Origin of the sequence: Kitasatospora sp. NPDC052896 (assembly GCF_044547075.1) — a bacterium.
Classification (GTDB): Bacteria; Actinomycetota; Actinomycetes; order Streptomycetales; family Streptomycetaceae; genus Kitasatospora.
Genome location: NZ_JBITZU010000005.1, coordinates 364,356 through 384,511, shown reverse-complemented (window position 1 = coordinate 384,511; position 20,156 = coordinate 364,356). Strand labels below are relative to the sequence as shown.

Annotated in this window: 36 protein-coding genes; 6 read left to right on the top strand and 30 right to left on the bottom strand. The window is 65.5% G+C overall.

Annotation, left to right across the window (positions count from 1 at the left end):
- Nucleotides 1–30: 30 nt before the first annotated feature.
- From ACIGXM_RS14665 to ACIGXM_RS14540, 26 genes are all read right to left on the bottom strand, one after another.
- Nucleotides 31–399, bottom strand: coding sequence for a hypothetical protein (locus tag ACIGXM_RS14665; RefSeq protein ID WP_396560625.1), 369 nt, complete (start codon nt 397–399; stop codon nt 31–33).
- A 152-nt stretch (nt 400–551) separates the two neighbouring features.
- A complete protein-coding gene (locus tag ACIGXM_RS14660) occupies nt 552–1,112 on the bottom strand; it encodes a hypothetical protein (RefSeq protein WP_396560623.1) in 561 nt (186 codons plus the stop codon).
- Nucleotides 1,113–1,174: 62 nt separating this feature from the next.
- Nucleotides 1,175–1,396 (bottom strand): hypothetical protein, encoded by a 222-nt coding sequence (locus tag ACIGXM_RS14655; RefSeq protein WP_396560621.1) that lies wholly within the window; start codon nt 1,394–1,396, stop codon nt 1,175–1,177.
- Between the two features lie 97 nt (nt 1,397–1,493).
- Nucleotides 1,494–2,003 carry a hypothetical protein gene (locus tag ACIGXM_RS14650; RefSeq protein WP_396560619.1) on the bottom strand — a complete coding sequence of 170 codons (510 nt, stop codon included), beginning with the start codon at nt 2,001–2,003 and terminating at the stop codon, nt 1,494–1,496.
- Nucleotides 2,004–2,121: 118 nt separating this feature from the next.
- Complete coding sequence (locus ACIGXM_RS14645; RefSeq protein WP_396560617.1) at nt 2,122–2,760, bottom strand: hypothetical protein; 639 nt, start codon at nt 2,758–2,760, stop codon at nt 2,122–2,124.
- Nucleotides 2,761–2,878: 118 nt separating this feature from the next.
- On the bottom strand, nt 2,879–3,574 hold the full coding sequence (locus ACIGXM_RS14640) for a hypothetical protein (RefSeq protein WP_396560615.1): 696 nt from the start codon (nt 3,572–3,574) through the stop codon (nt 2,879–2,881).
- Between the two features lie 11 nt (nt 3,575–3,585).
- Complete coding sequence (locus ACIGXM_RS14635) at nt 3,586–4,041, bottom strand: hypothetical protein (protein ID WP_396560613.1); 456 nt, start codon at nt 4,039–4,041, stop codon at nt 3,586–3,588.
- On the bottom strand, nt 4,041–4,631 hold the full coding sequence (locus ACIGXM_RS14630) for a hypothetical protein (RefSeq protein WP_396560611.1): 591 nt from the start codon (nt 4,629–4,631) through the stop codon (nt 4,041–4,043). The genes ACIGXM_RS14635 and ACIGXM_RS14630 overlap by 1 nt, the downstream gene beginning before the upstream one ends.
- Before the next feature lie 70 nt (nt 4,632–4,701).
- Nucleotides 4,702–5,607: a hypothetical protein gene (locus ACIGXM_RS14625; protein ID WP_396560609.1), complete on the bottom strand. Its 906-nt coding sequence runs from the start codon at nt 5,605–5,607 to the stop codon at nt 4,702–4,704.
- A gap of 108 nt (nt 5,608–5,715) precedes the next feature.
- Nucleotides 5,716–6,141, bottom strand: a complete 426-nt coding sequence (locus tag ACIGXM_RS14620; protein WP_396560607.1) for a hypothetical protein — start codon at nt 6,139–6,141, stop codon at nt 5,716–5,718.
- Nucleotides 6,141–6,746 carry a hypothetical protein gene (locus ACIGXM_RS14615; protein WP_396560606.1) on the bottom strand — a complete coding sequence of 202 codons (606 nt, stop codon included), beginning with the start codon at nt 6,744–6,746 and terminating at the stop codon, nt 6,141–6,143. The genes ACIGXM_RS14620 and ACIGXM_RS14615 overlap by 1 nt, the downstream gene beginning before the upstream one ends.
- Nucleotide 6,747: 1 nt before the next feature.
- Nucleotides 6,748–7,377 carry a hypothetical protein gene (locus tag ACIGXM_RS14610; RefSeq protein WP_396560604.1) on the bottom strand — a complete coding sequence of 210 codons (630 nt, stop codon included), beginning with the start codon at nt 7,375–7,377 and terminating at the stop codon, nt 6,748–6,750.
- A gap of 319 nt (nt 7,378–7,696) precedes the next feature.
- Nucleotides 7,697–7,915 carry a hypothetical protein gene (locus ACIGXM_RS14605; RefSeq protein WP_396560602.1) on the bottom strand — a complete coding sequence of 73 codons (219 nt, stop codon included), beginning with the start codon at nt 7,913–7,915 and terminating at the stop codon, nt 7,697–7,699.
- Between the two features lies 1 nt (nt 7,916).
- On the bottom strand, nt 7,917–8,444 hold the full coding sequence (locus ACIGXM_RS14600) for a hypothetical protein (RefSeq protein ID WP_396560600.1): 528 nt from the start codon (nt 8,442–8,444) through the stop codon (nt 7,917–7,919).
- Complete coding sequence (locus tag ACIGXM_RS14595; protein ID WP_396560598.1) at nt 8,444–8,869, bottom strand: hypothetical protein; 426 nt, start codon at nt 8,867–8,869, stop codon at nt 8,444–8,446. Before ACIGXM_RS14595 ends, ACIGXM_RS14600 begins: the two co-directional genes overlap by 1 nt.
- On the bottom strand, nt 8,860–9,258 hold the full coding sequence (locus tag ACIGXM_RS14590; RefSeq protein ID WP_396560597.1) for a hypothetical protein: 399 nt from the start codon (nt 9,256–9,258) through the stop codon (nt 8,860–8,862). Before ACIGXM_RS14590 ends, ACIGXM_RS14595 begins: the two co-directional genes overlap by 10 nt.
- Before the next feature lie 2 nt (nt 9,259–9,260).
- Nucleotides 9,261–9,557, bottom strand: coding sequence for a hypothetical protein (locus tag ACIGXM_RS14585; protein ID WP_396560595.1), 297 nt, complete (start codon nt 9,555–9,557; stop codon nt 9,261–9,263).
- Nucleotides 9,558–9,559: 2 nt separating this feature from the next.
- Complete coding sequence (locus ACIGXM_RS14580) at nt 9,560–9,814, bottom strand: hypothetical protein (protein ID WP_396560593.1); 255 nt, start codon at nt 9,812–9,814, stop codon at nt 9,560–9,562.
- A gap of 90 nt (nt 9,815–9,904) precedes the next feature.
- Nucleotides 9,905–10,282 (bottom strand): hypothetical protein, encoded by a 378-nt coding sequence (locus ACIGXM_RS14575; RefSeq protein ID WP_396560591.1) that lies wholly within the window; start codon nt 10,280–10,282, stop codon nt 9,905–9,907.
- 89 nt (nt 10,283–10,371) lie between these two features.
- Nucleotides 10,372–10,821, bottom strand: a complete 450-nt coding sequence (locus ACIGXM_RS14570) for a hypothetical protein (protein ID WP_396560589.1) — start codon at nt 10,819–10,821, stop codon at nt 10,372–10,374.
- Nucleotides 10,821–11,117, bottom strand: a complete 297-nt coding sequence (locus ACIGXM_RS14565; protein ID WP_396560588.1) for a hypothetical protein — start codon at nt 11,115–11,117, stop codon at nt 10,821–10,823. The genes ACIGXM_RS14570 and ACIGXM_RS14565 overlap by 1 nt, the downstream gene beginning before the upstream one ends.
- A 71-nt stretch (nt 11,118–11,188) precedes the next feature.
- A complete protein-coding gene (locus ACIGXM_RS14560) occupies nt 11,189–11,557 on the bottom strand; it encodes a hypothetical protein (protein WP_396560586.1) in 369 nt (122 codons plus the stop codon).
- Between the two features lie 10 nt (nt 11,558–11,567).
- The gene (locus ACIGXM_RS14555) at nt 11,568–11,849 is read right to left on the bottom strand and encodes a hypothetical protein (protein WP_396560584.1); all 282 of its coding nucleotides are present in this window, start codon (nt 11,847–11,849) and stop codon (nt 11,568–11,570) included.
- Between the two features lie 96 nt (nt 11,850–11,945).
- On the bottom strand, nt 11,946–12,335 hold the full coding sequence (locus ACIGXM_RS14550; RefSeq protein ID WP_396560582.1) for a hypothetical protein: 390 nt from the start codon (nt 12,333–12,335) through the stop codon (nt 11,946–11,948).
- A 278-nt stretch (nt 12,336–12,613) separates the two neighbouring features.
- On the bottom strand, nt 12,614–13,246 hold the full coding sequence (locus ACIGXM_RS14545) for a hypothetical protein (protein WP_396560580.1): 633 nt from the start codon (nt 13,244–13,246) through the stop codon (nt 12,614–12,616).
- 1,529 nt (nt 13,247–14,775) lie between these two features.
- On the bottom strand, nt 14,776–15,204 hold the full coding sequence (locus tag ACIGXM_RS14540) for a hypothetical protein (protein ID WP_396560578.1): 429 nt from the start codon (nt 15,202–15,204) through the stop codon (nt 14,776–14,778).
- 39 nt (nt 15,205–15,243) lie between these two features.
- On the opposite strand from ACIGXM_RS14540, the gene ACIGXM_RS14535 reads away from it, so the two are divergent.
- On the top strand, nt 15,244–15,717 hold the full coding sequence (locus tag ACIGXM_RS14535; protein ID WP_396560576.1) for a hypothetical protein: 474 nt from the start codon (nt 15,244–15,246) through the stop codon (nt 15,715–15,717).
- Here ACIGXM_RS14535 and ACIGXM_RS14530 read toward each other — a convergent pair.
- Nucleotides 15,692–16,072 carry a hypothetical protein gene (locus ACIGXM_RS14530; RefSeq protein WP_396560574.1) on the bottom strand — a complete coding sequence of 127 codons (381 nt, stop codon included), beginning with the start codon at nt 16,070–16,072 and terminating at the stop codon, nt 15,692–15,694. The genes ACIGXM_RS14535 and ACIGXM_RS14530 overlap by 26 nt on opposite strands.
- A gap of 136 nt (nt 16,073–16,208) precedes the next feature.
- Here ACIGXM_RS14530 and ACIGXM_RS14525 point away from each other — a divergent pair, with 136 nt between their 5' ends.
- On the top strand, nt 16,209–16,412 hold the full coding sequence (locus ACIGXM_RS14525; protein ID WP_396560572.1) for a hypothetical protein: 204 nt from the start codon (nt 16,209–16,211) through the stop codon (nt 16,410–16,412).
- A gap of 387 nt (nt 16,413–16,799) precedes the next feature.
- On the opposite strand, the gene ACIGXM_RS14520 is transcribed toward ACIGXM_RS14525, so the two are convergent.
- From ACIGXM_RS14520 to ACIGXM_RS14510, 3 genes are all read right to left on the bottom strand, one after another.
- Nucleotides 16,800–16,970, bottom strand: coding sequence for a hypothetical protein (locus ACIGXM_RS14520; RefSeq protein WP_396560570.1), 171 nt, complete (start codon nt 16,968–16,970; stop codon nt 16,800–16,802).
- On the bottom strand, nt 16,967–17,407 hold the full coding sequence (locus tag ACIGXM_RS14515) for an SsgA family sporulation/cell division regulator (protein WP_396560568.1): 441 nt from the start codon (nt 17,405–17,407) through the stop codon (nt 16,967–16,969). The genes ACIGXM_RS14520 and ACIGXM_RS14515 overlap by 4 nt, the downstream gene beginning before the upstream one ends.
- A gap of 87 nt (nt 17,408–17,494) precedes the next feature.
- Nucleotides 17,495–17,977, bottom strand: a complete 483-nt coding sequence (locus ACIGXM_RS14510; protein WP_396560566.1) for a hypothetical protein — start codon at nt 17,975–17,977, stop codon at nt 17,495–17,497.
- Nucleotides 17,978–18,549: 572 nt separating this feature from the next.
- Between ACIGXM_RS14510 and ACIGXM_RS14505 the strand changes: the two genes are divergently transcribed.
- The 4 genes from ACIGXM_RS14505 (at nt 18,550) to ACIGXM_RS14490 (ending at nt 20,156) form a co-directional block, all read left to right on the top strand.
- Nucleotides 18,550–18,846 carry a hypothetical protein gene (locus ACIGXM_RS14505; protein WP_396560564.1) on the top strand — a complete coding sequence of 99 codons (297 nt, stop codon included), beginning with the start codon at nt 18,550–18,552 and terminating at the stop codon, nt 18,844–18,846.
- A complete protein-coding gene (locus ACIGXM_RS14500) occupies nt 18,846–19,190 on the top strand; it encodes a hypothetical protein (RefSeq protein ID WP_396560561.1) in 345 nt (114 codons plus the stop codon). The genes ACIGXM_RS14505 and ACIGXM_RS14500 overlap by 1 nt, the downstream gene beginning before the upstream one ends.
- A gap of 118 nt (nt 19,191–19,308) precedes the next feature.
- Nucleotides 19,309–19,785 carry a hypothetical protein gene (locus ACIGXM_RS14495; RefSeq protein ID WP_396560559.1) on the top strand — a complete coding sequence of 159 codons (477 nt, stop codon included), beginning with the start codon at nt 19,309–19,311 and terminating at the stop codon, nt 19,783–19,785.
- Entirely contained in the window at nt 19,782–20,156 is a 375-nt protein-coding gene (locus ACIGXM_RS14490) for a hypothetical protein (protein WP_396560557.1), read from the top strand. Before ACIGXM_RS14495 ends, ACIGXM_RS14490 begins: the two co-directional genes overlap by 4 nt.

Sequence of the window (20,156 nt, the reverse complement as noted above, 5' to 3'; positions counted from 1 at the left end):
TTTCTTGGTTAGGTATCGGCGGGGTGTGTGTCAGTTCTTGGGTCGCTGGTGCGCCAACTCGAACAGACTCGTGCCGCCACTGGTGATCCAGAGGTGCCAACCGGAGATGGTGATCTCCTGGTTGGGGCCGAGTGCACGGTGCACGATGTGGGCGACGAGGCCGGCGGCGGTGTACTTCGAGCCGTCGAAGGCCCAGCGCAGCTGATGGCGGTTGAGGACGTAGCGCTCATCGACCCAGCCGGCGAAGCGGGCTGACGGTGGCATCTCCGCGAGCCAGGCCTTGATGGCCGGCCGGTGGACGGCGGGAAAGACATCGACGTGCAGCTCCAGCACGCTGCCGGAAACGACCAGGCCGTTCCGGTTGAGGGTGCTGTAGGTGTCGGTCTTCTTGGCGGGCACGAGGACTCCTTACTTGGACGATTTCTTGGGTAGCGTTCGAACTGGTACGGGTCGGGGCCGGCCTCCTCTCGTGTGTCGCATCTTCCGTACCTCCGGACACGCCGGCGCCCGAACACCCACACGGGGCTCCGGGCGCCGTCGAATCCGTTAGGTCACTTGCGCAACTGGTCGCGGATCTCGTGCAGCTGCTGCTTCTCGTGGGGACTCAGAACGCAGCCCATCTCCAACAAGCGCGCCCGGAGTCGGTCAGCCGGCCCCTTCACGTTCTCGATCGCCTCCTCCCGGCTGAAAGACCGCGAGTCGGCCGGGAAGATCAGATATTCGGGCCACCGGCCGCCGAGCCGATCCACGAGCCACAGGGACTTCTCCTGGCCGATGCCGACCGGGGTATACGCCAAGCGGCGCCCCGGATGGAAATTGACGCGCTCCAGCAGCCGGTAATAGCTCGGCAGTAGAACACCCCAGTGCACACGGCCGTCCTGGTACCAATCCTTGCCCCGGATGTCGACATACGGCCGGTCGAAGTTGGCGGCCGGCACGCCCCTGGGCTGGACCGGAAGAGGCTGCGGTGCGCGAGCCATCTGCGCCCATGCGGCCGTCCAGGCCCTGGCGTACACCTCCTGCTCCGTCTCGCCGTCAGCGACGACCATGACGAGAGTGTCATCGCCTCTGGCCAAGAGATCCGGGTACTGGAAGACGAGCGCGAGTTCCATGGTTCCCTCCCTGGAAATGCGAAAGGGCAGCCGAGGCCGCCCAGTTGAGTGCTGCTGTGGTGCTATTGCTGAGGTACGTCGGTGGCGCGGCCCGACCACAAGAGCAGCGGTCCGACCTTCTGGTCCTTAACGACGCAGAGCTCGACGAGCCCGACCTGGCGCATCTCGTCGGTCTGGGGGTCCGGGTACATCCGGCCGACCATGCACTTCCACCGCTGAGCGTGATCCCAGCAGCAGGACCTGCTGTACAGCAGTGGACGGACCCAGGCCGGGTCCTCGCCCATCGGGTAGAGAATTACCCGGAAAGCCCCCGGCGCGGCCATCAGGACCCGGTCTTCTCGATGCTGGTGACGATCAGGCCCAGCCCGCACTTCTTCATAGTCAGTTCTCCTCGTTGGTCTCGTTGTTGGTGCACGCGTCGGAGCACTCGTGGTAGTTCGTGACGATCTCGCGGATCTTCGCCTGGACCGCAGCCGGCAGGCCGTCGCGGTCAAGCTGTTCCATCGCCCACTCGTGGGTGATGTGGGACTTGGTGTAGAAGTCGGCGCCGGGGTCGACGGTGTAGTACTCGTGCTCCTCCACCTCGATGCCGTTGATGAAGATCGAGGTGTGCGTACCGCCGTTCATGTCCCGGTCGGTGACGGTGATCAGGCGCGGCTTCACGACCTGCTCGGCGAGCGCCTCCAGCTCGGGCAGCATGCGGTCGTGCTGCTCAACCGTGGCGGTCACAGCATGGGCGTGGTCCTCATCGACGTCGTGCTCGACGCTCTGCACGTCGTGGGGGTTCAGCTCGTGCAGGTACAGCACTCCGTGTTGGTCCCGGCGGACGTAGGCGAAGAGAGTGATCTCCTCGTTGCCCTGGCACAGCGGGTCCTCGTCGCACTTGTTCACGACCGCGCTCCTGTCTCAAAACACTGAAGGGAGCCCCGAGTTGGGGCTCCCGATCGAGTCAACTTGCTGGGAAAATCGCTGTCTGCCGGCCACGAGAGTGACGCTGACCGGCGATTTGTCACCCGCTGGAATCCACCTGGCCGAGAGCCCGCCGGAGGGCCGCCGTCTCCTTGCGCTCGATCCAGCGGTCCAGCTGCGGCCGGGCGAGGTCAGCGCTGGGTCGGCCGTCGTAGCCGGCCATGTCGTAGCCGGCCGCGTCGAGCACGACCGCGAGCATGTCCATGGCCTCCTGCTCGGCCGCGTCGGCCAGCTGCACCTTCTTGTACTGATGCGCGTTCTTGCCTTCCGGCACCTGGGCGTGGGCGCGGTGCCTCTCCTCCTTCCGCTGCCGCGCGTGGGCGTAGGCCGCCGCGAGGATCGGGTGCTTCTCGCCGAGCGAGCCGAGCAGGTACACCCGGGCGACGTCCTCCAGCACCTGCTGCACGTTCTCGCGAAGTCTGGTGCTGCCGTTGTCCCAGAGGTTGGCCCAGAACTTCCCCCGGTCCTGGTTGTAGTAGACCGTGGCCGCCGTCGTGCCGAAACCGCTGGTGTCGAACATGACGAAGCCGATCTGACTGCACCGCTCGTCGGGCTTGGAGATCAGCGTGAGGTTGAGGAACCGGAGCTGGTTCTCGTAGTGCGGATGCCAGGGTGTGCCGTCGGCGAACGGCGGGCTGGTGTCGTCCGGCCGCATCTGGGCCTCAGCTGGCAGACTCATTGTTCCTCCTGAAATGCCAAAGACCCGCCCGGAGTTAGGCGAGTCTAGTTGTGGTGCAGTCCTTGCGCGCCCCGCGCCGGATTCGAACCGGCTACCTGCTCCCGACGGGGCTGCCCCTCTACCAGCGGGTCTTGTCGAAGTAGTAGAGGTTGCCGGGCTGGGGGCCCTCCAGACACACCTCGTTCTCCCCGAGGACGTGCGTCTTGAAGAACTGCTCCGTGCCGGCGATGTACTCCATCGGGAAGCCCGGCCAGTTCTCGTCGATGTGTTGAGCCACCAGCGCGTCCACGTCGGTCTCGGTCTTGCCCAGGCAGGACTCGATCACCTTGATCAACTGGGGCAACGTCCAGTTGCTCTCGACCTCACCCAGCGCCCACAGCGCGGCGCCGAGTTTGGCGGCGTCCTTGTCGATCTCCGGGCGGCTGTACAGGTTGGCCATCATCGCCGCCTCGTATCCCCCGTCCAGGAGAGCTTGGAACGGCTGCCACTCGTTGGCTTCGGCGGTCTCGTACCCCTCCGTCCACGCCTCGGTGCTGAGCCACAGCTCGGGCTCGTCCGGCACCGCCTCGTTGTGCATGCTCCCGAGTTGCTCGGGAGTGAAGCCCTCCGGCCACCGCTCGGCAGCGAATTCAAGCGCTTTGAACAGCTTCTCCTCGTCCTGCTCGTAGAACTCCGACTCGCGCAGGTCGAGGAGCTTCAACGCGAGCTCGCGGACCTCAGCGGTATTGCCCCCCTCACGGACATCGGTCTCCTCCCAGTGATGGAGGTCCGCGTGCATCCACGCCTCCTCCCAGTCGACCCGCTGGTGACGCATGGCGTTTCCCCTTACCGGTGGTGGTTGGTCCGACGGTGGTGCTCCAGCAACAGCGTCATGTCCTCCGCGCTGCCGGCCGCCGCCGGTTCGTTCAGCCGCGTACCATCGCGCTCGAACTCTCGGTCGTGGTCGAACAGGCCCGCCGGGAAGAACCCGGCCCCGTCTGGCTTGACCCAGAACCTGGTGCGCTCGGCGTATCGGCACGGCCCGAGACACGAGCAGATCGGCTCGATCTTCTCGATCTGGAAGAAGTTTCGGTGTGTGCCGTGCCGCCCCGAGATGGTCTCCATGGCCTCGCGCCACAGGTCGTAGTAGCGGTTGGTGTAGGGGTCGTCGCCGACCTCATCGGCGTGCCGCTCGACCAGGAGCTGCATCTCCTCGACCTGGACGTCACCGAACGCGCCGTTGCCGAGCTTCGGGCGCCAACCCACCGCGCACACGACGGCGAGCTTCATCTGATTGTCCATCAGCTGGTCTCCTTCTTCACGGTCTCCAGCTCGTACGCGGCAACGAACACCGGCGAGCCGGTGCGAGTGGTGTCCATCGGCCGGCCGGCGGGGTTGTTCAGGTCGAACCACTTGACGACCCCTCGCGCGCAGAGCTCGACACGGGCGGGGCGTCCCTTCGGTGTCGGCTTCTTGCCGCTCGTCGCCCGGCCGTAATAGTCGATCCGGCCGGCCGCGTCCGCGAGGTCGAGCGCCTCGTCACTGCGCAGGCGCTTGATGTCCTCGCGGACGTTGGCGAGGTTCTTCATGAGGGTGGCCGAGGCACGCGCTTCGGCGTCCGTGTGGTCGGAGCCTCCGCCGCACGCCCCCGCGAACCCGTCGGCCATGTCGCGCAGGTACTGCATTGCCGGCGCCGTGAGGTCGAGCAGGCAGCCACCGGACGTGTCGAACGTCGCCGTGTCGTAGGCGGCCCTGAAGTCCCGGAAGGCGATGTCTTGACTGGCGGGATCCGCCTCGGCGTCCGAGGACCCGTTCCAGTACGCGCAGAACAGACCCGGCAAGGAGATGAGCGTCATTTCTGACCGCCTTTCGATGTTCTGTTGTGGCGCCATCCCTTGGCGCTCGCGCCCCGAGCCGGAGTCGAACCGGCGATCCCTCCCTGTGCAGGCGGGGGCCTTCGTGCTAGTCCTGCTGCTGCGCCTCGGTACCCCACTTGTCTTTGTCGAGTGCGAGCCATTGGCCGAGCAGCTCCGGCCACGTGACCATCCCGAATTCGCGAACGGCGCGGCGCCCAGCATCGAACTGGTTCCACCACCACAGCTGGTCGCCTGGAACTGGGTGTTCGACGTCCGGATCCAGGTCGACGACGGGGCTCCAGTCTTTTCCCCACTCGACGTGCCGGTTGCGCAGCCACAGGCGGAACGCGGCTGCGTCGACCTCTCGCTCTGGCTGGTTCTGCTCACGACGCCACGCCGTCTTCTGCTCGATGCCTTGATGCGTGCGCGTCCACGCGAGCAGCCGTTCCATGATCACGGCCAGGAGCTCCCTGCCCTGCTCTTCACGCTCGGACAGCCGCACGATGAACTCGTGCTGATGCTGCACGGCCCACCACAGGAACGACATTGCCAGCGGCAACTTCGGCTGCCCCGGCCAGGTCTCGCCGGACCGCTCGAAAGCCAGCAGGTAGCGATGCCGCACTTCCGGCCAGCCAGGCTCACGCCATTCCTGCTCACCCTGGTAGGCCCAGGTGAACTGGATGCCGGCCTCAGTCAGACGCTGAGCCCATGCCCGGTCGTGGCGCAACTTCTTCCAGATGGGGATCATCTGGCGGTAGTGCCCCGCGAAGAGGCTGGCGAAGTAGTGCGGACTACTGGTGATGCCCCACCCCGTCCCGCCGCGCTCGGAGGCACAGACGAACATGCTCCCGTCGTAGAACAGCCAGAGCTTGCGTGCCCCTTCGTCGCCCTCAACCAGGAGAGCGGTGCGGTCCTCCGACCACGTGAACGCGATGCCCTCCTCCTCCAGGTAAGGCGCGAGCTCCGAGACCGGCTCTGTCACCGGAACCTCCCGGCCGTGATAACTGACCATTCCGCTCCTCACGGGCCCACACTTCCTTTCTCTCCTCACTGACGGCCATCGTCAGGCGCACCCACGTACGCGAAAGGCGCCCACTCGGGGCGCCCTTTTCGGCCTCGGTCAGCTGGTGTACGGCTGGTTCGGAGGCGCCCAGACGAACTCCCCGGGGGTCATGTACGTCTCGACCAGCTCACCGCGCATGATCTGGTCGATCTCGGCCTGCTCGGTCTCGTTGAACGGACGGAAGACCCAGCTCTTGTCGGACAGCCCCATCTGAAGCTGCTCCCACAGAGTCGGGAACGGGTCCCGCGCGTAGACCGCGTCGATCTCGGCGGCTGGCTTGATCTGGTTCTTGCCGTGCTTGTCGCAGAAGGCGCCGGACATCCACTCGTCCCGGCCCACAGCCTCGCTGCCGAGCATGAGCAGCACGCCGGTCGGCTCGGCGTCGCAGAGGTAGCGCTGACATGTGACCGGCCGACCGGCACTGTTGTAAGTCGGCCCGGATCCGGTCGTCAGGCCGCAGGGCAGGAGGACGTTGTTCTGCATCAGCCCTCGCCCAGCCAGTAGGTGTTCCTGCCGAACTCGAACCGGATCGGCCCGGTGGCGGCGACGATCAGCCCCTCAGCCTGCTCGTAGGTGATGCTGTTCGGGGTGATGCTGAGGGCAGCGCTGTGCTCGGTCCGGCGGAGGTAGCCCAGCAGCTCGTACTTCGCGTCGGTCAGCTTCAGCGGAACGGTCGAACCGAGGGCCGAGCCCCCGGCTCGCTGGCCCTCCGCCCAGCCGGCCGCAAGCAGCGCCGTACTCTCAACCGGGACACGGCCGGCCAAGTGCCGGTCGATCGTCTCCCGGACACGCTGCTCGAAGATGCTGGTCCACACATGGGTGGTCTTCTCGGCCATCTCCAGGTAGTCCGCGACGGCGCCCACCCGGTTCTGGTGGTCGCTGGGCTTACCCACGAAATAGTGGGAGTACCACCAGGCGCCGCTCCGATCGAAGCCGTCCGGCTCCTTCCCGGTGAACTGGCGGCCGACGATCCACTCGGTCTCGCCGTCCCAGCCGAGCCACTGGCCGTCGTGCTCCCCACTTCGAGGGTCCTTCACCCGAGCCTGGTGGATGATCTTCCAGCCGTTGGCGGCCGTCATGCGCTGCATGTCAGTTCTCCCTGTCGTCGATCATGTTGGTCGAGCCGCCGGCCATGAGGTCGTCCAGGAAGACGTTCACCTGGTCGTTCGACACCGGAGTCCGAGGCGTCGTGGGCTCGGCGAACGCAGCCGAGGACGCGGCCCGCGCGTCGACCACGCGGATCAGGGTCGGAGTCGGGTTGTTTTCCGGCTCGGACTCGATCAACTGATGCGCGCTGAACAGCCCCTGGCCCATGAGCTTGTTGATCAACACGGTGGCGGCTTCGACCATGACCGTGGCCACGTCCTCGTCGTAACCACGGCTACTGACGGGCCGGCCGGCCCGGTGCGCCTCGATGCCCTCGCGGAGGCGCCGAGCCGAGCTGAGCAGGAGGGCCTGGCCGGCGCGCTCGACCATGACCGAGCCCGTCGGGCCGACCACCAGGTGGCCGCACAGCGACGCGATCTGCTGCACGAAGAACAGCGCCGCCTCCTCGCGGTTCTTCACGTAGCGATCCTGCTCGGGGATGCCGTTGGAGACGACCCACGCGAGCTCGTGCTCCGGATCGCACCCGATGATGATGCGGACGTTGTCACCGAAATCCGCGCGACGGAACTCAGCGTTGACCACGTGCGGCCCGTAGCTTCCGAGCGTGCTCATTTGTACTCCTTCCGTTAGATGGACGGTACGAGTTGTGGTGCCGTCCATGCGCGCCCGGCGCGGGATTCGAACCCACCCGCAGGCATGGGTGTCCCCATGTTGCGTTCCGAATTTGCCGGGCTGCCGAACTACTCGGCGGTGACGGGCCAGCCCGCGATTACCTGCTCGCATGTTGGCCACCCGTCGCGGGTTTCATGCTGAATATCGGTGCATGTAAGGCCGCAGTCGCCGCACTCCATGAACTCAACTGGCCGGTCCAGCCAGTCATGCCCCTCGGCCACGAGGCGGAACGAGTGCTCGGTCGCGTCCCCGGTAGTCGTCACAGCCGCATCCCCGCCCGCAACGACTCCTCGCGCAGCTCCTCGTACGCCCAGAACGCCGACTCGGACGCTGCCATCGCGTAAGCGTGCTTCCCCTCGTCCGCCCAGTCTCGCTCCGACTCGGCCTCGGCACTCATCTCCTCGTACACGGCGGCTACATAGGCCAGGCCGGCCGGACTGCTGTGCACTAGCGCGCTCGCCTCGAACTCGACTGCCATGTCACCACCCCTTGCCGGACACGATGGCGTCGAACTGAGCTTCGGCCAGGTCGTGCGCCTCCCGGCTCGGCGACCACCACGTCTGACCGTTCTCCTCGCGGATCACCCAGGATGCTCGTCCCCAGTTCCGTTCAGCCTTACGGCGCAAGGTGTAGGTCCGGTCGCCAATCACCTCGGTTCGCAGCACACGCGAGCCGTCGAGGTACTCCATCGCGTACATAGATGGTGGCGTGTTGGTGATCCAATCGCCCGGGTAGGGCGGCATGAACTCCTCGCGGATCTCCGGGTGCACCCACACCAGCACTCCGCTGTCGAGGCCGAACGACTTCCAGCTGTGGTGCTGGCCGTCGGACGTGCGACCCCACGGGCCGCCCTGCGGGCCGACGTCGTAGCTCTTGGTCCACAGCGGCGTCAGCACGGTCTCCTGGCGCTCGTTGGCGATGCGCCAGTCCGCCAGGCGCATCCCGACCTTGATGTCGTACGGGTTCATCAGCACGACGCCGGCCGTCGAGTCGAACCACTCGCTCATCAGAATTCCTTTCCGTTCCAGTGCAGGTCCCGCTGCGGGTCCAGCGATCGAATCCAGACGCGGGCCACCGTCGTCGCCTTGTCCACATCGCCATTGAGCGGCCAGGTGTCGAGCCCGTCGTAGACCTCGCGCGTCCACTCCGGCTGGCTGTCCGGGTCGTTCAGGTCCCACCCGGTCGCGTACTCGATCAGCGACTCCACGCCGAGGGAGTCCAGATCGGGCCCGTACTCGGCGTACTCCAGGCCGTCCTCCCGCACCGTGTTCTCGCGCTCCGGCGCGTGGGCGTAGGCGTAGACCGTGATCACCGCACCCGGCAGATCCGCGTTGACGAACCGCGCTGAGCACGCCGGCCCGCGCTGCTCATCCCCATGCTGGCCCTCGTCATCCAGAACGCCCGACTCGTGCATTACCCAGCTCACGACCATCCGTCCTTTCCGTTCCACCCGGAGTCCAGGAGCTCAGCGCCGTACGGGCGCTGCCACTTCTTCCAGCCCCGCCCGTACGGCTTGATACCGGGGCGCTCCCACCGCATCCGCGTCATCACCCGGGTCTCGGCGATCCGCCACTCCGGGAAGTGCGGCCGAGGGTCGTGGTTCGCGAAACACGGCTGCGCGTGTCGGCACTCACCGCCCCGCGCCCGCACCCGAACGCCCTCGGGCGCCGCGTGCGAGCGCGGAATGCGGTTGATCGCGTCCGTCTCGTCCCACCCCGAGCAGGCGTAGACGAACCACGCACCGCCCCAGGAGGCACGCGAGTTGTAGGCGTCGACCTCGACCGTCCACACGCGCTCCACGTACAGCTGACCGCGTGCCATAGTCAGTCCTTGTCCATCGGGGAGCCGTCCTGCCACTTGTTCGAGCGGAAGAGCTTGATGCCTTCCTTCCACGCCTCGTCGAACACCTTCCGCAGCGCGAGAGTGTGGGAAATCGGAGGACGGCCATCCTCTACGAGGAAGCCGTATGGACCCTCCTTCAGGGTCAGCCACCCCGGGTAGTCGGGCCCCTTTGAGGTGCCGTCCTTCCCGTACGCGTTGATGTAGTTCGCGTGGTTCCAGCCCCGCGAGATCCCGACCTCCCGCGCTTCCGCGATCTCCTGCTCCGTCGGCTCGCTCATGCTCACTTCTCCTCGTTCACGATCTCGGCGTCGTAGACGTACGGCGTCTTGCCGTTGTCCCAGTCCACGAAGATCCCGGCCTCGCCCCAGGTGATCGGCCAGGAGAATTCGCGGCCGTCCTTGAACAACTGTGCGCACTTCTCCCGGATCTCGACCTCCATCACCATCCCGGCGACCTGCATGTGCATGCACGCCTCGGAGTACGGCAGCTTGTGCCTGAAACGTTGGCCGATCTTCAAATCGACGCGCTCAGTCATGAAGTCCCCTCCCACTTCGCTGAATTGATGACTACCAGGTGGTGACAGCGCGCGGGTTGTGGTGCCATCCCCGCGCGCTCTCGTCGCCGGTCAGGCGTGATAGGTGACCGTGTAGCTGAGCCAGCCATTCGGCACGGTCAGGTGGAAGTCCTCCGACTCCCCGTCCTTGAGCTCATCGAGTCGTCCTTCGATCCACTGCCGGCACGAGTCCAGTTCGGCGCGCGTGCAGCACGGACGTCCCGCCTTCGTGCCATCGCACTCGTCGCAGGAACCCTGGCCGAACTCCTCCATGCCGGAGAATCGATCGCGCCTGTTCTTCATCTCGTCCACCAGCGTCGGCGCGATCTCGTCCGACCAACGGTGCTCGGTAGTGGTCTTCTTGATCAGCTTCGGCTTCTTGCCATGCCTCTGGCTGTAGCGCTCATAGACGACGGTGTAGCCAGGCTTCGCGGGTTCCTCGTCCAACATCTGCCCCTTTGTGATTGTCGGTATGTCACATAAACGGAAGGGCGGCCCGACCACACCCAGGTCGAGCCGCCCTGATTCACTCGAACGGCCTAGCGATCCAGTGGGAGCGCCCTGTCCTCGTTCCTGACCGGCGTGTCGGCCTTGATCTCGGCCTCGATCTGCTCCCAGTACGGCTCGAACGACTTGGCCAGGTCGACGCCCGTCTTGGAGTCCTTGTAGGCCCAGTCCGAGTGCCACCAGCCCACCCGCGTCTTGCCACCCCGGAAGCGCACCGTGACGTACCAGCCCCAGTGCCAGCCCGGGTGATCGGAGTCGCCCTTGATGGCCGGGTGGTCGGCGGGGCACTGCATGTCGCGCTGCCTCCACGCGCTCTCGACCACCACGCCCGCGTCGAGGCTGTAACCGTCCGGCATCGCGCTCACCCGATCGCCGACCTTGGGGCCCCCGCGTCGAGGCGCGGGCGGAGGGGTGAAGTTCATCCCCTCCGCCTTCAGCATGTCGTGGTACTTGTCGATCATCTCCTGGTAGGCGTCGCTCATCAGCCCTGCTCCGCCCGCGAGTTGCCCCGGTAGACGTCGCCCTCGACATAGGTGATCATTGAGCCGTCGGGGGCCTCGAAGCACCAGTAGTAATCCGCCTCGGCCCACACCCGCTTCCAGCCGGCCTCGTACAGCGAGTCCCACACCGTCTCGTCACCGCCGCCGCCTCCGAAGAACGCGTCACCCGTGCATCCCGGGGACGCGAGAATTCGGATCACGTCGTCCGCCGTCTTCGCCGACTTCAGCTCCTCCAGCTGGGCTTCGACGTACTCCCAGAACTTGTCCAGAATGCTCATGCGTTGCTCTCCTTGATTGTTTTCGGGCATGCGAAAGGGGAGCCACGCCACGCGCGACTCCCCAGGGGTCGTCAGGACTGCTGGTCGTCGGGGATGTGGACCGGGTGGTTTTCTGGGGCGCCGCAGTACATGCATCCGGCGTCCATGCCCCACGTCAGGTACTCGTCGTAGACGTGCGGGATTCCCTGCCACGTCTCGATCGGGTGCATGTATTCGGGGGAGTGGTCCTCGTTCGGCATGCCGATGAACTCGATCTGGAGCTTCGTCACGTCTTCCGGCCTGAACCAGGACCAGCCGCCGCCGTCGGCATTGAACGCCTCTACCTGAATTCGCGGACGACCCCTGTCGTCGGTTTCGCTCACGAGTCCACGTCGACCGGCCACGCAGACGACATCCAGATAGAAAATTGAGTGCACGGGACACTCGGGCTTGTCCGTCATTGCGCGCCTTTCAGCCAGCGTGACGCGTGGACGTTTCGGTGCCGTCCATGACTGGGATCCGTGCAGCGAGCATCTCGACGCGCGACGGCCACGCCACGTTGTGATAAGTCAGCGGATCAACGAGCTTGCTGCCCGTAACCCAGGCCCGGCCCTGGTCGTCAACCATGTGCCGGGGGTTCAGGACGGGTGCGGGCTGGTAGTCGATGATCTCGAACCACAGCTCGGGGATTTCCTCCATCGGCGTGAGGTTCTCGACGATCAGGTGCCTGCCGGTCACTCGCGGGGCGACCATGGTGGTGTTCCCTCCCTTCAGCTATGCACGGTGCACAGCCACGCCGACCGCCCGACCCTCTGGCCGGCCGATCAGCGAAGCCATCTACATCGAGCGTCAGCCGACCTTGCAGCCGTAGGTGCGGCTGTGGATGACGCGGAAGCTGAGCGCCTGGCCGGAGGGTGCCAGCCCCGAGCTCAACCATCGGGCGTAAACCTTGCAGCCGTAGCGGCAGATCGAGCGGTCGACCTCGAAAACCTCGGTCCAGTCCGCTCCGGTAACCCGGCTGTCGTGCTCAAATTCCCACTTCGTCTCGCGCGGGATCAGGCGGGTGATGTCGGACCACGGCGACATGGCGAACGTGCGGTAACCGAGATCGCTCAGCCAAACGGCGTGAATCGCGCAAACCTCGGCGTAGAAGCAGTCGCTACTGTCCCCTCGGTACTCCCAGATCACGACGGACAGCAACGGGCCACCGCACTTCGCGTCAGCGATGCACACGCGCATTTTCAACTCCAGTAATTTCTGACATGGACCAGCGGATGATGACCAACGCTTCGCGCAGTCGCTCGACGAGCGCCGTTTTGGGCCTGCGACGTCGCCCCGCCATTACCGAGCACGTCCTAAGCCAGCGGCACGCATATCGCGGCCCCATCGAACCGTGACCAGGAACCGCTCAAACTCTGCGTCCTTGGCAGTAAGGAGCCCGCGCCGGTGGTGCGCGTTGATGCGCGACAGGTGCACGGTGCGGCGCTTTCGGTGAAGCATCCGGTTCAGCCTGTGCATTACTTTCCTCCCTTGCTGAGCTTGCGGAACTTGCGGATATCGGCACGTGCCTGTTCGGCCGCCGACTTGTCCCCTCGTGTGAGCGCCTCACGCTCACGACCGATGGCGTCGCAAAGCCGTTCCTTCGCGTTCGAGCGGGTGGCAGCCGCCTTTTCCTGCGCCTTGCGGTCGCGCTCGCGCAGCGTCTCCACGTGCGCATTGGCCGAAGACTGCTCGATTTCGCGACGACGCTGCACCGTCATGGTTTTCTTCGCAGTCAGCCCAGCACCACGGGCGTACGCGATTTCCACGGATTTCGGGCGCACGGAACCACGGGGCGCACTCCGGTCCTTCGATGGCTTGGCCCCCTTGCCGTGCACATAGGGGTCATCCGGGGTCGCGCGGGTGTTGCGCGGCATGCTCTTGCGCATGTCGTCAATCGAGGCCTTATCGGCCAGGCGAAAATCCCGCACGGGCGTATTGGCGCCCGGGGGATTCGTGTTGCGGTGCGGCTTGACCGTGCGCCCGTCGGGACGGACAACCGGTAAGTTCGGCTCATTGCTGACGAACGGCACTCGCTCCTCAACGGGCACGGCGGCAAACTGCTTTCTCCGGGGCTTTGCCGGAAAATCGACGGGGTCGACATAGGTCATACCGCCCCCTCCTCTCCTAGGTGTACGCGGCTAGGTCATAGCGCCTAGGGCCGAAGTGATCGACCTTACGGGCGGGAAATGTCAACGCGATGTTTCACGCGCTTACCGGCATTTCCCGCCCCTAGGCATGTAGTACGGTCCCTCTCGCTACGCGTTCGGGACGTCAGGTGAGGCGTGCTCGCTAGGCACAACTCACCCCAGTTTTTCCAGCGCCACCCAACGACTACGGGACACTTTGTGGAGCGTGTCCGGCTCATTCAGCACATGTCGCACGGCCCTGTCACTTTCCTAGGCAAGGGGGCGAGAGACTCTCTAACCCGCATCCTGCCCGTACGCCCGCCAGTGCCGGTCAGCGCCGGTTTTCACGGGGGTAATCGCGTGGGGTCCGCACGGCAATTCGCGTCACTTACATAAGCCGTTGGGACTGGTGTGTTCGGCCTATCGCGCCGTTCCCGTGAGGGGCGGTGTTGCGATATTCCGGCCACCCTTCCGGGGGTGGCGCCTTATGTGGGAGAGGACTGCCGGGCCCCCGCCGTATCCGGGGCCCCCTCTCGGGTCCCGCCCCGTTCGCCGGTGCTGCTGGCGTTCGGTGCGGGGTGGAACGGGCACCACTTTGCACCTTTGGCAGCCGAGCTACCATCGGGGCAAAAAGGACATCCCGGGAAGTTGCCTGCTCAGGGGCCTAAAAATTCCCCTAAAGAATCTTGAAAATGGGCCCGCTAGCGCGATTTGCTACTAGGTCATACAGGGCATAGACGACACCCCTCGCCCACCGCCACCCTCCCAGCCAGCCCCCATGCCGTCCCCGGGTGCCGAAATTCGGGGGTGCTCCAATTGGCCACCTCTCCTCCACTCCCCTATAGGCCACAGACACGCCTACGCGGCCCCCGCGAGGCTCTGGCGTGCGCTCCGGCTGCCCGCTACCCATGCGGCCCCTGCGCCTGCCACAGCCCCCTTGCGAGCTTGTGAATTTCCCCGAGATATTCATTTGCTAGCAGGAAATCGCTAGCAGGCAGGGGCGGGGGCGCCCGGCCGGAGCACGGGCGCGTGAGCGCGAATATCGGGCAGAGGTATATGCCGGGCGCGTGCGTGGTCTAGACGAGTGCGCGGAGAGGTCTAGGCCACGGAGTATGTCCGCCATGGGCGAGATCAGGCGTATGCCAGGGGCGCCGGGCTTATCAGATTTGACCCATTTTGGGCAGTAGCGCCCCGTAATATCCGATTTAAGCTAAATCACTGAGTGTGATCCCCTCTTGTCAATACCCAAAATGTAACGATTTCCGGAATAGGTCCTCCGGATGTCCACTTTGGGCCGATCCGTACTGCCGATTAGGAAGTTAATCGGCAGTACGAGGGGGCAAAAGGGACATTGTGCCAATGTGAGTTTGGTCACATTTCACAAATGAACTAGGGCATATCCGCCCCCACCCACCCTTAATTGCATTTTCTGGGCAATTCGGGCCCTGGTGCCGGCGACACGCAGCTCGAATTTTCCGGCTGGCAGTGTCAGCCCTGGCAGTGGCCGGCAGCTACGAGAGCGGGACGCGCGCACAGAGCGCCTGCCTGTGCGTCAGGATCTCATAGAGCTGGCTGCTGCTCTCGGGCTGCCCTCCCAGCCGGCTCACCGGGTTGTAGACGAGACTGAGCGACTTCTGCCGCATGATCTGGGCTCGCCAGGAGGCCGCTTGGTCCTGGTGGACGTGCAACGGCTCCAGACCACGCTGCCGGATGTAGACCGCATCGTCCACGATCCGCACGCACCAGGTGTCGATCTCCGGGGTGTCGCCCAGGGCAACCGGCTGCCAGCCGTCGTTCAGCAGCACGCCGCTGGTCGCGACGGCGGTCCGCACGCTGGCCTTCGGTCCCAAGGTGATGAGGAGCCACGGCAGTTCGCGGCCCTCTGTGTTCGTGCCGAAGGGGAAGAAGACGGCCTTCTGACTGAAGAAGATCGGCGGCATAGCTGGATCCTATCGACGTGCGTGTGTGACCATCGAGCGGTGACGACCGCCCCACCGATGACCGCTGAGGAGTTCCGGAGCTTCGGCCGGGGCCTCCTGGGCGAGGCTCGCGAGCTTCGCCTCCAGCTGCCGGCTGACCAGAAGGCTCCCCAGCTGCTCGCCCTGGTGCAGGCCAGCGGCAACTACCAGATCGTGACGACCTCCGACGGTGTCCCGCTGCAGAACGAGGTCGCGCACATCGAGCGGCTGATCCGCGAGTTCGACGTGGTGGCGGCAGTGGTCGTCTCCGAGGTGACGTATCGGGCCTACGACACGGACAACCCACTGGCGCCTCCCCAGATGGCCGGCGAGGCGCTCCAGCTCACCTGGTTCTGGCCGGCAGCTGGTGTACGGGAGAGCCGCCTCTTCGACATCGTGCGCACCGGCGCCGGCGTGGACCTGGTGGCCAACGAGGCCGGCTTGCTGCCGAACGCCCGTGTCCCCTGGCTCAAGGCCCTGGAGGCGTCGACTTGACCAGGCACACCGGGGACGGCAGCTCGATCACGACCTCGTCCGTCACTGTTGCCGCGATCATGGCCACAACCTCCGCGTGGCCGGCGCGGGCGTCGTCCTCGGTCGCGTAGCGCCAGCACGACGTGTCCTGGTCCGGGGTACCTCCGAAAACCATCGTCTCGAAAATGAGCGGTACCCCGTGTCCGAGCCAGTTGTAGTCCAGCCCGACCCAGACCGTGGAGACGTCGTAGCTTGTCAAGTCGACCGTCGAGGTGATCTTCGTACGAGCGACTCGCTTGTAGCCCTGGTCGTCAAGGAGCCGGGTGGCTGTGAGCGTATCGACCAGGCGACCCCGCCGGTCGTACCACTTGATCATGCTGTCTTCCTTACTCGCGGGCGCTCGGCACCAAGGTATCAACGGCTTCCTCTCCAGCCGACGGGGTCAGAGCGCTAGCCGAGCCGTCATCCATGAACTGCCGCACAGATGACAGGAGTTGTGCAATCCTGCGGTCATGAACAAGAACGATTGGGACCCCTCGCTGGGCGAGCTGTCCGACGACGAGTTCGACGCTCGGGTCGCACAGACGTTTCCCACAGTGCACCAGGCGCTCGAAGAGGAGCGCACATGGGTGGAGGAGGCGCTCGCCGACCACGACCCTGTGGCGTTCACGCGGCGGCTGGCGCAGACGATCGCCGGGGAGGCCGAGGGTGCCTAGGAGCTGGCTTTCGCCCAGCGGCTTTCTGGAGGCGAGCTTGCAGTGGGCGTGACCTCGGGGGTAGCCGAGGCCGTGTGGTGGGCGGGTGGTGCTCCGGTGGCCGCGTTCACGGTGTTCTGGCCGTGGACCGTGGGTGCTCGGCGGAACTGGCGGATGTTCGCGGCTCGGTGGTGGCCTCGCCTCTCTCGGGCGGAGCGTTGGCGGCTGCTGGTTGTTGTCGTCACGTTGTGCTTGCTGTACGTGGAGGTGTGGCCAGCCTTGGCGGTCTTTGTGCTGGGGCGGTTGTTGGTGAAGACCGAGCAGCGGTCGCGCAGGTTGGCGCGTTGATGCTGAGCACGAGCCCGGCCGGCGGTGCGGGGAGGCGATCCACGCCGGCCGGGCTCGTGCTCAGACTGCTCGGAGGTGGCGTCCGGCTTTCGGGTCGGCCAGGATGACCAGGGCCTCGGTGAGGAGGCAGCCCTCGCAGAGGTCCAGCCAGGCACGGGGGATCGTCGGGTGCTTCACGAGCTGCCTGGACTGGAAGCAGATGCAGCAGGGGGAGGCCGGGTTGCCGGTCACTTGCTGTACCGCAGGAGTTCGGCGACCGCCTGGTCCATGTCCACGGGCTCGCCGCCGGCCGGGATGGCCTGGTAGCTGGCCCAGAGGAATCGGCGGAGCTCGGAGCGTTCGAAGACGAGGACAGCGGTACCGTCGTCGCGGGAGCGCAGCTCGATGATCACGAATTCGCCCATGGTGGGTCGGATCCGGACGTCGCCGATGCCGCTGGCGATGTCGAGGCCGGCGGCGAAGAGTTCACGGCTGAAGGTCCACACGATCTCGCAGCGGCACGCGGGGTCGTCTTCGGGTGCTTCGACCGGGTCGGTGGTGTCAGCGGAGAAGACCATGCTGACCGCGAGGGGGTCGGTTTTGTCGTAACGCCAGGTGACGGGTACGGTGGCGAGGCGCTGGGTGGTGATGACGAGGCGTCCGTTGACGACCTTTTCGATGTTGGGCACGACTTTCCTCCCGATTGAGCGACGTTCTGTGGGCAGTGGTGGCTGCCCGTCCTCCGCGTGTGCGAAGGCGCTGAGTGTGGGTCGGCGTCAGGTTCGGAGCAGGGGCATATCAATGCACATGAATTGCCCGCTGAGGATTTCGCTGATTACTTCGTCTTGGTCGTCAAGGCTGTCCCCCGGTGTAGTGAGTAGTATCGCGGTGAGTCGCTCGGTTTCTTGTATGGCGTGCCACCACAATTCGCTGTCTTCGCCGCCGTCGGGGCCGGCGCCCTCGTAGAGGGTGGTCAGCGGTGGTGGGTGAAAGATGGTGATGGACCGGTTCGGGGTCCAGGTGGCTTGCCATAGGTGCTGGTGGGGGCTGGTGGGGGCGGCGTCGTCTTGGTCGCCGGCGAGCCAGCCGGAGCGGAGTAGTTGGTCGAGGGCCAGTGCGCGGTGCCAGCGGCCGGTCTCGTGGTCGTAGGCATCGCTCTGGGCGGCGGGTCGGAGGGTGAGTACGGGCAGGATGGAGCCGTCATCTTCGGTCTTGAGGGCACCGTTGACGAGCAGGCGCAGCGTGGGGTGCGGTGCCATAGAGCATGATCGTACTCACGCAGAGCTAAGGCGCTAGGGGTTAATGGTTTCAATTTTTACAACCCTCCGAAGGTCTGGACCTCTCGGGGGGGCTGCGTGTCGAAGCCACGACAAAGAGTTCGCTTTCGGCTTCTTGGGGTTGATGCGTGTAGATTCCCCTGGGAGTTTCTTGTAAATAGCGCCCTTTCCTGAGAGTTAACTGGGACCGCGCCGATGGTGGTGGCAAGCGCGGGCCGTGCTTGTACTTCCTGACGGTGAGTCATCTTCGTGTCACACCGGCCGGGGTGTCAGCCTCGCACGCCGGTGCCTGTCTTGCGTACGGCCATTCGAGTGAATCGAGTTACTACTTCACCCGTTTGGGCTACTTGCCCGTTGTGCGCCGTTTGGGCGGTTTGTAGGTTCATCGGCATGAGTTGCCGGCCTCAGCCACTGCCGGCCCCGGGGACCAGGCACCGCGATGGGTGCGCGGTGGGAGATCCGGGTCACGCCCTGGGAGCGGGAGTCGGCACCCCGCACGGCGCCCCCTGCGACCCGCCTTCGCAGGGGGCGCCCTCATCGTTAGGATCACCGGCATGTATCACCCCGACTTCACGCCCTACGTCCAGGCCGAGACGGTGGTGCCCCACCCCGAGTTCGGCGAATGCGCGGTCGTCACGATGGCCATCGCGATGGCACGCTCCGAGTCCGGGGCCCTGGTCCCCGTCCCGGTTCCGGACTACCCGAACTTCGACACGGCCGTGTACATGCCTGTGTCGGGTGAACCCCGGATCGTTCGGCAGTACTTCGGCGACCGCGACCAAGCCCTCGCCGGCCACGGGGACGTCGTCCGCCTGGTCGAGGCCGGCTGCCCGACCGAAGCCCTCTCCTGATGGCGATACCGCGCTCAGGCGCCGACTACCAACGATTCCTCACCGACGCGATGCGGCTCCAGGTCTTCCGCGTCCCCGAGATCACGTCCGAGAGCGCGCCTCAGTCGGCCTGGTGGCGGGCGACGGTCGAGGACATCGTCTACGAGCCCGCCCGGCGCCTGGCGGTCATCGTCGTCTCGACCGGCCAGTACCGGCTACCGCCCCAGCTGCTCGACTGGGCGCAGGCCGTACTCAAGGAGCTCGGCGAGCTCTGGGGCGTGACCGAGCCGTTCCCCTTCGTCGGGTACTTCGCCCAGGTCGACGGCGAGTTTCTGGTCGACATGCAGCCAGTCCTCGGGCGGTAGGCGCGCACGTTCCGGCTTTCGCCGGGGTGCAGTTCAGGCGCAATCACGTCATTATTGACGAACTTTTCCGAGCCCTACGGTGGTGTCCGCATATTGTCGACACGCCGGAGGCTCCAGAATGCCTGATGGTGTTTCTTCCACTCAGCATCTGGTTGCCGCACATGACCAGATGCTGACGCTACATCTCTCACAGCATGTCGAAGCCCACGCCCCGCGAGAACACGACCCCCATTACCACCTTTTTGAACAGGCCAAGAGGCGCTTGAAGCGTCAGGGGCTGTGGCGATGCGTCATCAGCGACGAGCTGTGCGGTGGCGAGCCCGAGCTTCACCACTCGTACGTGGAATTCTCCGAGGCCGCCAGTGCCGACCCGGACAAGGTCGCGAGAGCGCTGGGTCTGCATTTCGAGGACGACGAGGCCTTCCAACGCTGGATCGAAGGGCCGGGCAATTTGGAAGTCCTCTGCTCGAATCACCACAGGACTCGCTACGGCATTCACGTCCTCCCCGAGCCGTTGTGGCAGGCGGTGCGCTTCCACAGCTCGGGGTTGCCGGCCCCCGCGCGCTTCATCCCTGCCCGTGAGGTGGAGCGGTGAGCCTCGTCACCCGGATCAACGAGTCCATCGCGGTTGCCGCCACGCGGGTGTTCGGCTCCATGTGGACCACCTACACCTTCTTCGCGTATGGGTTCCTGCCGGTCATCTTCCCATCCTGGATGACCGCGCTTTTGTACTGGAGCAACACCGTCCAGTTGTGGAGTTTGCCGCTATTGCTAGTGGGCTCCGCCGTTCTCACGCGCGGCACACAAACCCTGATGGAACGCCTCCTCCGTGAGACGCACGACGCGGTCATGGAGGAGATGGGCCTCCTCCGCCAGGTCAATGAAACCGTCCTCTCCGAACTGGCCACGCTCCGTTCTCTCGTCGCCGCGCTTAACCCCGCGTCGGCCCCATCTCAGGAGAAATAA